This window comes from Pseudomonas sp. B21-017 (assembly GCF_024749245.1).
In the GTDB taxonomy this organism is placed as follows: domain Bacteria; phylum Pseudomonadota; class Gammaproteobacteria; order Pseudomonadales; family Pseudomonadaceae; genus Aquipseudomonas.
The window spans coordinates 1,445,267-1,458,448 of sequence record NZ_CP087194.1 but is presented as its reverse complement, the minus strand read 5'-3'; the positions used below and the strand labels follow the sequence as shown (position 1 = coordinate 1,458,448).

The following is a 13,182-nucleotide window of genomic DNA, read 5'->3' as shown; positions in this document are numbered from 1 at the left end:
CCACAAAAAAACCGCATCGCTGCGGTTTTTTTGTGTTGGCCGTTCGTGTCAGACGAACAATGACAACAGCAGGATGAAGCCCAGGCCTACCACGGACAAGATGGTTTCCATCGCGGTCCAGGTCTTGAAGGTTTCCGCCACGGTCATGTTGAAGTACTGCTTCACCAGCCAGAAACCGGCGTCGTTGACGTGGGACAGGATCAACGAACCGGCACCGGTGGCCAGCACCAGCAGCTCACGGTTCACGCCCGGAATCATCCCCACTACCGGCACCACGATGCCGGCGCCAGTGATGGTCGCCACGGTTGCCGAACCGGTCGCGATGCGAATCACCGCGGCTACCAGCCAGGCCAGCAGGATCGGCGAGATCTGAGCCGCCACTGCCATGTGACCGATCACATCACCTACACCGCTGGTCACCAGCATCTGCTTGAAACCGCCACCGGCACCGATGATCAGGATGATCGCGGCGGTCGGCGCAAGGCTCGAGTCCAGCCATTTGAGCATCTGTTGCGAACCGATGCCCTGCTTGTAGCCGAAGGTGTACAGCGACAGCAGCAATGCCAGCAGGAGGGCCGAGATCGGGTGACCGATCAGGTCCATGAAGGTGCGGAAGAAGTTGCCATCCGGCAGCACCACATCGGCAAAGGTCTTGAGCAGCATCAGGAACACGGGCGACAGCACGGTGACCAGGGTAATGCCGAAGCTCGGCAGATCGGCGGAATCCGACTCCCGCGCCAGTTGGTCCACCAGTTCCTGATTCGGATGACCGGGAATGTGCTTGGCAATGAACGTACCGTAGATCGGACCGGCGATGATGGCAGTCGGCAGCGCAACGATCAGGCCGTAGAGAATGGTTTTACCAATGTCGGCACCGAACACGCCGATCGCCAGCAGCGGACCCGGGTGCGGAGGAACCAGACCGTGCACGGCGGACAGACCGGCCAGCAGCGGGATACCGATCTTGATGATCGACACGCCGGTACGACGGGCGACGATGAACACCAGCGGGATCAGCAGCACGAAGCCGATTTCGAAGAACAGCGGGATGCCGACCAGGAAGGCCGCGAACATCATGGCCCACTGCACCTTGTCCTTGCCGAAGGCCCGAATCAGGGTCTGGGCGATCTGGTCCGCCCCGCCGGACTCGGCCATCATTTTGCCGAGCATGGTGCCCAACGCCAGGATGATCCCGACGAAACCGAGAACGCCACCGAAACCGTCCTGGAACGCCTTGATGATGGTGCCGATCGGCATGCCGGAGGTCAGCCCGAGGAACGCGGCGGCGATGATCAATGCAATGAACGGGTGAAACTTGAACTTGGTGATCAGGACAATCAAGCCGATCACCGTGACCACTGCATCGAGCAGCAGAAACGACTCGTGGGACATGCCAAACATGGGGGGTGTCTCCTGTTTGTTGTTGTTATTAAAGCGATTAATCAGAAGCCGTCAGGACAGCGCTATCTTTTGCAGCAAAACTCAACTGGCGAGTTTCAGGCCGTGATCGAGCCACCAACGGTGGGCCTGAGCGGCCAATTCGTCGACGCTGTAACTTGAAGCATCCAGAGCCAGGGTCAGGGGCTCACCAACGGGCGATTCAAGGGTGGCGAACTGGCTGTCGATCAGCGTCGACGGCATGAAGTGGCCCGGCCGATGGGAGACACGATCGGCGGCGACTTCAGGGGTCAACTCAAGGAACACAAAGCCCAGGCCCGGCAAGGCACTGCGCAAGCGTTCGCGGTAACTGTGTTTGAGGGCCGAACAGGTCAGCACCGGGCGCTCGCCACGGGCGTCGACGCGGCGCAGTTCATCGCACAGGCTGTCGAGCCAGCCGGCACGGTCTTCGTCGTTCAGGGGGATACCCGCGCTCATCTTTTCGATATTGGCGGCAGGGTGGAAAGTGTCGCCTTCAATGGCGGTGGCGCCGCTGAGCTGGCACAGGGCCTGGCTGACGCACGTCTTGCCGCAACCGGCAACGCCCATGATGACCAGGGCGGTGATGGGATGATTCATGTAACACCTCAGCGCGCAGACAGCGCTACCTTTGCTACGTAAAACTCTAGTGCAAAAGCAGATGTTGCCGACGCCTTCTTGTCATTTTTGTGGGTTGCAGCATGTTCGTTCTCGATGCCGAAAAGCGAGGATCAGGCAAACCCCGCTCACGCATTTGCAGCTGCATCGAGACAGCGCTACCTTAGTACCTTGAATTTTGTTTGGCAAGCCGTCCGATGAATACCCCTAAAAACGATAAAAATACACGAACCACTGGCCGTCCTACCCTCAACGAAGTCGCGCGCCTGGCCGGTGTCAGCCCGATTACAGCCTCCCGCGCCCTGCGTGGCGTCAGCACGGTGGCCACCGAACTGGTGGAAAAAGTCCAGAAGGCTGCCCTCGAGTTGAACTACGTGGTCAACCCCGCCGCCCGCGCGCTGGCCTCGGCCCAGAGCCATTCCGTCGTGGTGTTGGTACCGTCATTATCCAACCTGCTGTTCATCGACACGCTGGAAGCCATTCATCAGGTTTTGCGACCAAAGGGCTTCGAAGTGCTGATCGGTAACTACCACTACTCGCGCGATGAAGAAGAAAACCTGCTGCGCAACTACATGGCTTATCAGCCGCGCGGCTTGCTGCTGACCGGTTTCGACCGTACCGAAAGTTCGCGGCGGATGATCGAGGCCAGCAACATTCCCTGCGTCTACATGATGGAGCTGGACAGTGCGGCGGGACTCAATTGCGTCGGTTTTTCGCAACTGGCCGCCGGCGAAACGGCGGCCGAGCATTTGCTGTCGCGCGGTCGCAAACGCCTGGCTTATATCGGAGCGCAACTGGATCAGCGCACGTTGCTGCGGGGCGAAGGTTTCCGCCGGGCGCTGCAAAAAGCCGGTTTGTATGATCCGGCCCTGGAAGTGCTGACCCCACGCCCCTCCTCCGTCGGCCTCGGTGGCGAACTGTTCCTGCAACTGCTGGCCGCGCACCCGGACCTCGATGCGATCTTCTTCGGTAACGACGACCTGGCCCAGGGCGCACTGCTCGAAGCCTTGCGCTGCGGGATCAAGATCCCCGAACAGGTGGCGATCCTCGGCTTCAACGACCTGCCCATGTCCGAACACATGGTGCCGCGCCTGAGTAGCATCAATACGCCTCGAGAGGCCATTGGCCGTCGTTCGGCCGAGTTGATGCTGACCTTGATGGCCGGCAATTCGGTGGCCAAACCGGTGCAGGACATGGGGTTTGAATTGAAGGTGCGCGAGAGCACCTGATACGCAATCGTCCCTTTGCTCGTGCTAGATTCCCGGCACCTGTAACAGCAAACGGAGAAGCTCAATGGGACATGCGCTGAAGATTTTGGGTCGGGCCTCGTCAATCAACGTCAGAAAGGTCCTGTGGGCCTGCGACGAACTGGGCGTTTCCTACGAACGGGAAGACTGGGGCAGCGGTTTTGCCTCGACCCAGAGTCCGGAGTTTCTCCAGCTCAACCCTAACGCACAGGTGCCGGTGCTCATCGACGAAGCCGGCGTGCTGTGGGAGTCCAACACCATCTGCCGCTATCTGGCCGGCAAATACCAAAACACCGATCTGTTGCCCATCGAGCCGGCGGCGCGCGCTCGCGTGGAACAGTGGATGGATTGGCAAGCCACCGAACTCAATCCGTCCTGGGGCTACGCCTTTTTTGCGCTGGTGCGGCAATTGCCGAACTTCCAGGACGCGCAGCGGATCGCCGATGGCGTTCGCGGCTGGAACGCGAAAATGGGCATCCTTGAACAACAACTCGCGTCGACCGGTGCGTATGTCGCCGGACCTCGGTTCACCCTGGCCGATATCCTCATCGGCTTGTCGGTCAACCGCTGGCGGATGACCCCGATGGAGCGCCCGGACTATCCCGCCGTCGACGCGTATTGCCAACGACTGGCATTGCGACCGGGGTTCATGGAACACGCCTGCAACGGCGTGCCATAACGCCAAACCCGCTCCCTCTGCCCTTCCATAAAAAGAGAACCCCATGAACGGACTCAACGTACTGCTGACCGGCGCCTGCGGCAGAATCGGCAAAACCTTTTTTGAAGCTTCGCAGGACCGCTACACCTTCGTGCTGACGGATCGCATCGAGCCCGACTTCAATGTCGAAGCACCGCATCGCTTTGTACGCCTGGACCTGTCCGACCTCACCGCCATAAGCGAAGTGCTGAAAGGCATCGACGTCATTGTGCATCTGGCCGGCATCCCTCACGCCACCGCCTCTTTCGATGAGTTACTGCCCAACAATATTCTGGCCACCACTTACCTGTTCGAAGCCGCCGTGGCTGCGGGTTGTAAACGATTGGTGTTCGCCAGCAGCGCGCAGACCATCGAGGGCTATCCGGTGGACCGGCAGATCACACCGGGCATGCAGGTGATGCCGGCCAATCTGTATGGCGTCAGCAAGTGTTATGGCGAAGCCTTGTGTGCGTTCTACGCTGCCAAACACAACCTCTCGAGCATTGCCATACGCATCGGCGCTTTCGAGTTTGCGGACCGTCACGAATTGACCAACGCTCGCGACCTGAGTGCATGGCTCAGCCCTCGTGATGCAGTGCAGTTGCTGCAACTCTCTGTGGAGGTCGAAGGTGTGCAACACCTGATCGCCCACGGTATCTCCAATAACCGTTTCAAACGCCTGGACCTCAGTGAAACTACCCGGGTGTTGGGTTATAGGCCGGTGGACGATGCATTTCAGGAGTTCGACATTCCCATTGGGTTTCCTTGACGGTGCGTCTCCAGAATCCGGGCAACGTGGTTCTTGCGCTGTAGCCTGAGGTCGGTCGACCTCTGCCGCTCGGCGGCAAGGGTTGATCGCCCTCCTTTTCAGTTCCCGGACGAATCAGCCGATAACTGATGTTCTGCGAGCATCCTCAGCAGCGCCCGCACCGCCGCCGAAGGTTCTTTGTCGGGCGCGACCACCAAGGCAAACTCCCGGTCGATGCGCGGCGTCACCGGCACTATCCGCAAGCCTTGGCGATGAGTCGGCAGGGTCATTTCCGGCACCACGGTCACGCCGATGTTTTCCCGCACCAGGGTGAACGCACTGCTCCACTCACGCACCTCGGCCCGCACATCCAGCAGTTGCAACCCGGCATCAGCCGCCAGGCTGCGGGCATTGGTCGAGCACCCGCCCGTGGCCAGCACAAAGGGTTGCTCCGCCAGTTCCGCCAGTGAGACGCCCTCTTCATTCGAGCGGCGCGCCAAGGGATGGCCACCGGGCAGAACCGCCACCCAGGCATCACGCCCCAAACGCCCGGCATTGCGCGCAGGTGCCGGGTTCAACGCCACACCGACATCCACCAACCCGGCACTGAGCAACGTTTCCACTTCATCGTCGCTGACCTCCAGCGCCACCACTTGAATGCCGGGATACAGCCGATTGAACTGGCGCAACAGTGGCGGCAGGAACGTCGTCAGCACCATAGGGAAACTGGCCAGACGAATCGTCCCGCGCTGGATGCCTTTAGCGGCGTCGACGGTGCTGCGGATGTTTTCCAGGGCACCGAGCATGGTTCGTGCCTGTTCGATCACAGGCAAGCCGATGGCGGTCGGCAAGGTCTGGCGGTTTTCCCGGCTGAACAGCTGAACGCCCAGGGTTTCTTCAATCAAGGCCAGTGCCTGGCTGGCACCGGATTGGGTTATGCCGACCCGTTCAGCGGCGCGGGTAATGTTGCCGGTATCGGCCACCGCCACCACCATTCGCCAATGCATCAGGTTCATCATGGCAGTAGCTTTCCTTATGGCAGTTTTCTGAAAGATTAATTTTACCGAGGGTGCCGCGCACTATGACACTGGCGCAAATCCGCAACCAGAGCCCTGCCCATGAAGTTGTATTACATCCCGCAAGCCTGCTCATTGGCGCCGCACATTGTGCTGCGCGAACTGGAGCTGCCGTTCGAGTTGGTCCGCGTCGACAACAGCAGCAAGAAAACCGTCACCGGTGATGACTTCCTCGCCATTAACCCCAAAGGCTACGTCGCGGCATTGCAGCTGGATAACAGCGATGTGCTGACCGAAGGCCCGGCGATCCTGCAGTACCTGGCGGATCTGCACCCGGAGGCCAACCTGGCACCGGCGAGCGGAACGTTCGAGCGGGTGCGGTTACAGGAATGGCTGAACTTCGTTTCGACCGAGATTCATGGCGGGCTGGGTTGGCTGTTCAATCCGCAGTTTGCGGACGAGGTGAAGGCGCTCATCAAAGAGAAACTGTTCAAGCGCTTTGCCGTGTTGAGCCGGACGCTGGAGCGGCAGGATTACTTGATGCCCGGCGGGTTCAGCATTGCCGATGCGTATCTGTTTACGGTGTTGCGTTGGGCTCAGCTGTTTGCGATTGATCTGGATGATTGGCCGGCGTTGGCCCGGTTTCAGGCGCGGGTTGATCAGCGGCCAAGCGTGAAAGCGGCGTTGGCGGCGGAGTTGGTGTAAGGCTTTAGATCGCTTCGCGGGCAAGCCCGCGATAGCTATCTATCAAATACCGCTGAACTACAAACTCGCACTCACTTTGCTCGCCACCTCACCCGGCACCCAGCCCTTCCACACCTGCGGCTGATCGCGCAAAAACGCTTCGGCGACCTGACGCGGTGGCTGGCGTTTTTCGCTCATCTGCCCCAGGGTCTGGTTCAGCAGATCGATCGGCAAATCGACCTTTTCGAAGAACGCCACCAGGTCCGGGTACTGCGCCTTGAACGGTGCCGACACGCCGATGGCCAGGCTGGCCGGCATCGAACGCGTGCCCTTGGGGTTCGGATTGTTGGCATCGGCCAGGGTTTTCCAGGCTTGCGCGTCGAACGGTGGCTCTTCGAGTTTCACCAATTTGAAGCGGCCCAACAGTGGCGTCGGCGACCAGTAGTAGAACAGCACCGGTTTGCCCCGGCGGATCGATGAAGCGACCTCGGCATCCAGCGCCGCGCCGGAACCGGTGCGGAAGTTCACGTAGCTGGCGGTCAAGTCATAGGCCTTGAGTTTCTGGCTGTTGACGATCTCCGACGTCCAGCCGGTCGGGCTGTTGAGGAAGCGTCCGCGGCTTGGGTCTTCGGGGTCGCGGAATACGTCCTTGTAGCGAGCCAGGTCGGCGACGGATTTCAGCTCCGGCGCCAAGGGTTTAATGCCGCGTTCCGGGTCGCCCTTGATCACGTATTCCGGCACCCACCAGCCTTCGGTGGCGCCTTTGACGGTATCGCCCAAACCAAACACTTTGCCCTCCGATGCCGCCTTGACCCAGGCCGGACTGCGCCCGGCCCACTCTTCGCCGATCACCTGGATGTCGTTCTTGGCCAACGCGGCTTCGAGGCTGACGGTGCTGCCGGGCAAGGTGTCGGTTGGGTAGCCATAACCTTTCTCGACGATCAGCCGCAGGATCTCGGTGATCAGGCTGCCGCTTTCCCAGGTGATGTCGCCGAAATGGATGGGTGTGGCTTTTTCTGCGGCGGGAACATGGCCAGCCACAAGGCTCAGGGCCAGCAGCGAACTGCCGAGCAGGGTTTTGATCGATCTCATGCGGACCTCCGGGTCTGGGGTGTTCGGTTCAAGGACGTTCGGTTCAGGGGTTCGTTGGCGCTGTGCAGCGTGCACAGTGCCTGGGAACGGGTCATGTAGACGCTGACCGAACGCTGGGAAATGCCCAGTTCGGCGGCAATTTGTGGGTAGGTCAGGCCGTCGACTCGCGACAGCAGAAACGTTGCCCTGACCTGGCCCGGCAGGCGGTCGAGGGTTCGATCCAGGTGCTTCAGGGTCTGGGAGAACTGCGCCAGGTCTTCAGGCGATGGCCCGCCAATCGGATCAGTCGGCAGTAACTGCTCGAGGTGTTGGCGTTCCAGATCCCGATGGCGCCACAGCTGATAAATCAATCGCTGGGCGATGGTAGTGAGTAAGGCGCGGGGTTCGCGAATCGGCGTCAGGCCTGGCGACTCGAGCAATTGCACGAAGGTTTCGGCGGCAATGTCTTCGACACTGGGACTGGTTCCCAGATATCGGCGCAGACGTGTGCACAGCCAGGTGTAGTGGGCGCGGAACAATCCGCCCACGTCGTTGCGATGGGAAACGTCGGCGCCGGACATAGGGGCTCCTTGGGTTAGGGGTCGCTGAATGTCCGGTGATCCGGTGGCGCGATCCTAGCAAGGAGCCTTATTCATTAAAAATACTTAAAATGAATTTTTATATTCCATAAATGAATTTACATGAACGAGCCTCATCGCAACCGCCCATACCCCAGCGCTTCGGCGTCCCGCTGATAATCGAGAATAATCTGATAGTCGCTCTCGCTGGCGGGCAACACTTCTTGCAGGCCCAACGTCTCGGCGACCTCGGGCAGTTCCTTCAATGTCTGGTTCATCACCTGTCGAAGCTGTTCAGCCTGCACATCAGTGGTGTCAGCCGCCGCGATGTACGGCAACGTCGGACTGAACGCGGTGCGCGCCAATATTCTCAAGCCAGCGACTTCTGCCTGGGCGTGCTGCGCCAGATAGGCGAAGGTCACGCTGTCGATGGCGGCCAGGTCCGCCAGGTCGTCACGCAGCCAGCGCAGGCTTTCGCGGTGGCTGCCGCTGATGGCGACACGGGCAAAAAACTGCCCGTCGCGGTGCAACGGCGCCAGTCGGTGACGCAACAGGTTCATGCCACTGTTGGAGTCTTCGCCGTTGATCACGCCGCGACTGCCGCGCAAGGCCGACAAGGTTCTTCGAGGATCATCGGCGCGAGTCAGCAACAGGCTGCAATGGTTGCCGCCGCTGCTGTCCGGCAGTTCATAACGAGGACGACCAATGACCCGGACGCGACCGCGCAAGGCTGTCATCAACGGGTAACCACAGGTTTGGGTCAGCAGCAGGTGCGGGGATAGCCAAAGGTCCATCAGCGACAGTTCTTCGGCATCAAGGCGGGTGCTGCCGAGCTGTTCGAGTATCTGCGACAGCCAACGCTCGTTGGCTTGGTGGATCGGCTCGGGAGCGACGTACATCAGTAATTCAGCAAGGTGTTGTGTCATCGAATATTTCTTCACCAGTGAAAATCAATGAAACGGATGCCGCGGACTGTCAATCGCCCTCACCCCGTGCCAACGCACCCACTGGCCATAACCCCGCACCAGAAACCCGCCACTGCGCGCCAGCCATTGCTCGCGACGCGCGCGGTACACCCGTGGCAAGTCGTACCAGGGCAACCCCGGCAAGTCATGGTGCACCAGGTGCAGATTGAGATTCAGGAACAGCCAGCGCCACGGCCACCCTGCTTCATTGATGACGGTGCGTTGCTCCGGTTGTGTATGCGGACGGTGTTCATAGTAGGAGCGAATCATTGCAATCGACAGCGCCGGCACGCTGATCAGCAACAGGTAATACCAAACCGGCAGCACGCTGTAGCGCGCGATGAACGCCAGCATCAGCAGCGTCAGCGCACCATGGCTCAGCCACATCAACCAGGCTTGGCGCTCACCCGTTTTCAGCCGTTGCAGCTCCTCCCGCACCAGCGCCAGCAAGGCCAGTGGCGCACCGAGGGCCAAGCGCCCCAGCACGGTTTTGTTCAGCCAGTGCAGGCCCTGTTCGAACAGCGAACTGCGCTGCCACTGTTCAGCGCTCAGGTAACGGCTTTCCGGGTCGCTACCTGGGATGGTCAGGTCTTCGTCGCGGTGATGCAGCAAATGGCTGTCGCGGTACAAGGTGTAGGGATACCAGACCGCAAACGGCGCATAACCGAGGACTTTATTCAGCATTGGCCAACGGGTGGGATGACCGTGCAGCAATTCGTGCTGCACCGACAACCACAACACCAGCAGTGGAATCAGCAACAACGTGCTCCACCAGAGCCCCAACCGGGCACTGCCCAGCACAATACTGAACCAGCCGACGTAAACGCCGATCAGCAACAGCCAGGTCGGCCACTCGGTGCGAGCGGTGAAACGTTGGCGCAGGGTTTCGATTTCTTCACGATGGGCAGCGTCAAAGTAATGGGGCATGGCTTTGCTCAGAACGGGAACCAGTCCCCCTCTGTGCTACGGCGCCGGGATTTCTTGCAGATTGTTTGGTTATTTCGATAGACGCAAAAAACAGGAGCCCGAGGACTCGGGCTCCATGGACGCGGGATCAGTGGCCGAACACATTCACCTTCTTGGCTTTCTTGTCCGCGCGTTTTTCAATTGCGGTTTTCGCCGGTTTTTTCTTCGCGGCTTTCTTTGATTCCATACCTTTGGACATGATGCGTACTCCACTAACAGGGGATGTGAGATCAGGTATACACCTATCCCGGCGCGCGTGTTCTTTTATAATCTGTGCCCTGCCCACCGACTGTCCGAGCCCATGCCCAACACCCAGTACACCGTGCTCGACGCGCCGTTATGGCCGTTGATGAACAAGTTTTACCGCGCCCACCAATCGTCGATGAAAGCGGTGCGAGACGCTCAATTGTGGGTCGCAAGACGTGAAGAGATCATCGCGGCGCTGTGTTTGCGGCCGGTGGCCGGCGGGCATTGGCTGACCGGGCTGTTTGTCGACCCGAGCTGTCGCGAACAAGGAATCGCCGCGACGTTGATCGCCCACGCCGTCAAGCCCCTTGAAGAACCGGTCTGGCTGTTCTGCCATCCGGATTTGCGTGGCTTTTATGAGCGTCGTGGTTTTACCTTCGACCCGCCCCTGCCCTACGCCCTGGCCGAACGGTTGAGCCGTTATGCGCGCAGCAAACCGATGATTGCCATGGGTTTGCAACCAGGTTCGGCATGAACAGCGATCCTTTAGCGATTCAATCGTCCGCCGCAGGATCAAGGTCCGGGAACATCACTTCGGTAAACCCGAACTTGCTGAAGTCTGTGATGCGCGAGGGGTATAACCGGCCGATCAGGTGATCGCATTCATGCTGCACCACCCGTGCATGAAATCCGGAGGCAATACGCACGATCGGCTCGCCCTTGGGATCAAAGCCTTCATAGCGAATCTGCTGATAGCGATCCACCGCCCCGCGCAGGCCCGGCACCGACAGGCAGCCTTCGAAACCCTCTTCGAGGGTCGGGCTCAAGGGCGTGATCAGCGGATTGATCAGAATCGTCTGCGGCACCGCTTCGGCGTCCGGATAGCGCTCGCTGTGCTCGAAACCGAAGATCACCAGTTGCAGGTCGACACCGATCTGCGGCGCGGCCAGGCCGACCCCGCCGACGCTTTCCATGGTCTGGAACATGTCATCGATCAGTTGCCACAATTCGGGGCTGTCGAACATTTCCGCCGACACCGGCGGAGCGATGCGCAGCAGGCGTTCATCGCCCATTTTCAGAATTTCACGGATCATTTTATGACTTCGTCAGTGGTCGGCTGGATTGAGTGATCTCGCCCCAGTCCTGAGACATGCTGTTTGGGTTCTTCGTGCACCTTTTCACCGGGTTTCTTGCCTTCGGATGACATGTGCTCGATCACCGCGTTCATTTCCGCACCGAGCAGCAGCACCGCGGCGGAAATATAGAAGTACAGCAACAACACGATGATCGCGCCGATACTGCCATACATGGCGTTGTAGTTGGCGAAGGTTTTGACGTACAGACCGAAGCCCAGCGAAGCGACGATCCAGACCACCACGGACAACACCGCACCCGGGGTGATGAAGCGAAACTCTTGTTTGACGTCGGGCATGACGTAGTAAATCAGCGCCACCGCCATCATCAACAGAATCACGATCACCGGCCAGCGCGCGATGGTCCAGACGGTCACAATGAAATCTTCAAGGCCCACTTGCGAAGCGATCCAGGCCATCACCTGCGGCCCGAGCACCATCAGCGCAGCGGCGGCCAGCAGCATGCCGGCAATGCCGATGGTGTAGAAAATCGACAGCGGAAAACGCTTCCACACCGGACGGCCTTCAACCACGTCGTACGCGGCGTTCATCGCACTCATCATCAGCCGCACACCAGCGGACGCGGTCCACAGGGCGATCACAATACCCACCGAGAGCAAACCACCCTTGGATTGCTGGAGCTGGTCGATCACCGGGTTCACCTGCTCCAGTGCCTGGGGCGGCAGCACCAGTTCCGATTGCAGGCGCAGCCAGGAGAAGAAGTCCGGCAAGTGCAGGAAGCCGATCAGGGCAATCAGGAACAGGATGAAAGGGAACAGCGAGAACAGCATCTGATAGGCGAGCGCCGAGGCATAGGTCGACATCTCGTCGGCGACGAACTCGGTGACCGTGCGCATCATCACGCGATGCAGGGGCAGACCTTTCATGGTCGGGAAAAACATTAGCGTCTCGCCGCAAAAAAGTTGAAGTCATGGCGACTCAGGGGCCGTTTTCTACAACAAAGTAGCCTACTTGGCGACTTTGAAACAATTTCCTTGCTCAAGTTCAAGCTGACACAAAAACGGCCATCCGCGGATGGCCGTTTGTGTTACTCGTCAAAGGCCGGGTTACGCCTTGTCGATACCTTTTTTAAGAGCATCCTTGACCTTACCGATCGCTTGCTGGGCTTCGCCTTTCTGTTCCTGCCTGACGCCTTCGGCGCGCATTTTGTCATTACCGGTGGCCTTGCCGACGCCTTGCTTGACGTTGCCGACCGCTTCGTTTGCCATGCCTTTAACTTTATCGCCAGTGCTGCTCATGGTATGTCTCCTGAGAACATTTCAACGGGGAAAGTCGTTACATAAGGGTGGACCGAAAGCCTTTGCGCGGAGTTTCATTTATTTCCCAACAGAACATTTCATCGCCCCAGGCAGGTTAGGCTTTATGTTTGCAGGCTTTGCCCCGAGAATGCGCAACGTATTCAGGCCATGGCGCTGAAGATCCAATCCCGTAGGAACGTTATGAAACTCGATAAAAAGCAGGCCATTGCCCGCAGAAACCAGGAACTTGGCGGTGCAGTGCTTGGCGTCAACAACTGCCATTTCACCGAATTGAACCGTAACCGCAACATTTTCTGGTTCGATATCCCGGTCGCGCGGCTGGCCATTGGTCAGTACGAATGGATTCACTTGCTGATGCACACCCCGGATACCGACGAACTGCTGCACCTGAAAGTGCCGACGGTGTTCCTGCGCGAGAAGCTCGAAGGCCTGGTGGTGCGCAACCAGGGTAAACGCAAGGCTGCATTGAGCCTGGAACTGAGCGCCGACAAGGACTCGTACCTGCAGGACATGCGTCCGGCGGGCACCAACGTCAATTTCGCGCAGTTCCGCCAGTAATCCTCTCAAGCCATCAAAG

16 protein-coding genes are annotated in these 13,182 nt (G+C 59.3%); 6 read left to right on the top strand and 10 right to left on the bottom strand.

Annotated features, from left to right (window positions below; all coding sequences use genetic code 11):
- Positions 1-48: 48 nt before the first annotated feature.
- Together LOY28_RS06400 and LOY28_RS06395 are read right to left on the bottom strand one after the other, a co-directional pair.
- Positions 49-1,401, bottom strand: a complete 1,353-nt coding sequence (locus LOY28_RS06400; protein WP_018926438.1) for a GntP family permease — start codon at positions 1,399-1,401, stop codon at positions 49-51.
- A gap of 81 nt (positions 1,402-1,482) precedes the next feature.
- Entirely contained in the window at positions 1,483-2,016 is a 534-nt protein-coding gene (locus LOY28_RS06395; protein WP_019581445.1) for a gluconokinase, read from the bottom strand.
- A 215-nt stretch (positions 2,017-2,231) separates the two neighbouring features.
- Between LOY28_RS06395 and LOY28_RS06390 the strand changes: the two genes are divergently transcribed.
- From LOY28_RS06390 to LOY28_RS06380, 3 genes are all read left to right on the top strand, one after another.
- Positions 2,232-3,263: a LacI family DNA-binding transcriptional regulator gene (locus LOY28_RS06390; protein ID WP_258613229.1), complete on the top strand. Its 1,032-nt coding sequence runs from the start codon at positions 2,232-2,234 to the stop codon at positions 3,261-3,263.
- Between the two features lie 64 nt (positions 3,264-3,327).
- Positions 3,328-3,960 (top strand): glutathione S-transferase family protein, encoded by a 633-nt coding sequence (locus LOY28_RS06385; protein WP_018926441.1) that lies wholly within the window; start codon positions 3,328-3,330, stop codon positions 3,958-3,960.
- 43 nt (positions 3,961-4,003) lie between these two features.
- Positions 4,004-4,747 (top strand): NAD(P)-dependent oxidoreductase, encoded by a 744-nt coding sequence (locus tag LOY28_RS06380; protein ID WP_018926442.1) that lies wholly within the window; start codon positions 4,004-4,006, stop codon positions 4,745-4,747.
- Between the two features lie 98 nt (positions 4,748-4,845).
- On the opposite strand, the gene LOY28_RS06375 is transcribed toward LOY28_RS06380, so the two are convergent.
- On the bottom strand, positions 4,846-5,745 hold the full coding sequence (locus tag LOY28_RS06375; RefSeq protein WP_018926443.1) for a LysR family transcriptional regulator: 900 nt from the start codon (positions 5,743-5,745) through the stop codon (positions 4,846-4,848).
- Between the two features lie 99 nt (positions 5,746-5,844).
- On the opposite strand from LOY28_RS06375, the gene gstA reads away from it, so the two are divergent.
- Entirely contained in the window at positions 5,845-6,447 is a 603-nt protein-coding gene (gene gstA, locus LOY28_RS06370) for a glutathione transferase GstA (protein ID WP_258613228.1), read from the top strand.
- A 57-nt stretch (positions 6,448-6,504) separates the two neighbouring features.
- On the opposite strand, the gene LOY28_RS06365 is transcribed toward gstA, so the two are convergent.
- From LOY28_RS06365 to LOY28_RS06350, 4 genes are all read right to left on the bottom strand, one after another.
- Positions 6,505-7,518, bottom strand: coding sequence for an ABC transporter substrate-binding protein (locus LOY28_RS06365; RefSeq protein WP_086944518.1), 1,014 nt, complete (start codon positions 7,516-7,518; stop codon positions 6,505-6,507).
- A complete protein-coding gene (locus tag LOY28_RS06360) occupies positions 7,515-8,078 on the bottom strand; it encodes a sigma-70 family RNA polymerase sigma factor (RefSeq protein WP_192379714.1) in 564 nt (187 codons plus the stop codon). Before LOY28_RS06360 ends, LOY28_RS06365 begins: the two co-directional genes overlap by 4 nt.
- Before the next feature lie 131 nt (positions 8,079-8,209).
- On the bottom strand, positions 8,210-9,001 hold the full coding sequence (locus LOY28_RS06355; protein ID WP_111454771.1) for a phosphate/phosphite/phosphonate ABC transporter substrate-binding protein: 792 nt from the start codon (positions 8,999-9,001) through the stop codon (positions 8,210-8,212).
- 24 nt (positions 9,002-9,025) lie between these two features.
- Positions 9,026-9,967, bottom strand: coding sequence for a fatty acid desaturase (locus LOY28_RS06350; RefSeq protein ID WP_258613227.1), 942 nt, complete (start codon positions 9,965-9,967; stop codon positions 9,026-9,028).
- A 340-nt stretch (positions 9,968-10,307) separates the two neighbouring features.
- On the opposite strand from LOY28_RS06350, the gene LOY28_RS06345 reads away from it, so the two are divergent.
- Positions 10,308-10,727: a GNAT family N-acetyltransferase gene (locus tag LOY28_RS06345; RefSeq protein WP_086944514.1), complete on the top strand. Its 420-nt coding sequence runs from the start codon at positions 10,308-10,310 to the stop codon at positions 10,725-10,727.
- A gap of 19 nt (positions 10,728-10,746) precedes the next feature.
- Here LOY28_RS06345 and def read toward each other — a convergent pair whose 3' ends face one another.
- The 3 genes from def to LOY28_RS06330 form a co-directional block, all read right to left on the bottom strand.
- Positions 10,747-11,286 carry a peptide deformylase gene (gene def, locus LOY28_RS06340; protein WP_064616393.1) on the bottom strand — a complete coding sequence of 180 codons (540 nt, stop codon included), beginning with the start codon at positions 11,284-11,286 and terminating at the stop codon, positions 10,747-10,749.
- Positions 11,283-12,227 (bottom strand): YihY/virulence factor BrkB family protein, encoded by a 945-nt coding sequence (locus LOY28_RS06335; RefSeq protein WP_018926452.1) that lies wholly within the window; start codon positions 12,225-12,227, stop codon positions 11,283-11,285. The genes def and LOY28_RS06335 overlap by 4 nt, the downstream gene beginning before the upstream one ends.
- Positions 12,228-12,392: 165 nt before the next feature.
- On the bottom strand, positions 12,393-12,584 hold the full coding sequence (locus LOY28_RS06330; protein ID WP_018926453.1) for a CsbD family protein: 192 nt from the start codon (positions 12,582-12,584) through the stop codon (positions 12,393-12,395).
- Positions 12,585-12,785: 201 nt separating this feature from the next.
- Between LOY28_RS06330 and LOY28_RS06325 the strand changes: the two genes are divergently transcribed.
- Positions 12,786-13,163 carry a hypothetical protein gene (locus LOY28_RS06325; protein ID WP_018926454.1) on the top strand — a complete coding sequence of 126 codons (378 nt, stop codon included), beginning with the start codon at positions 12,786-12,788 and terminating at the stop codon, positions 13,161-13,163.
- The last annotated feature ends 19 nt before the right edge of the window (positions 13,164-13,182 follow it).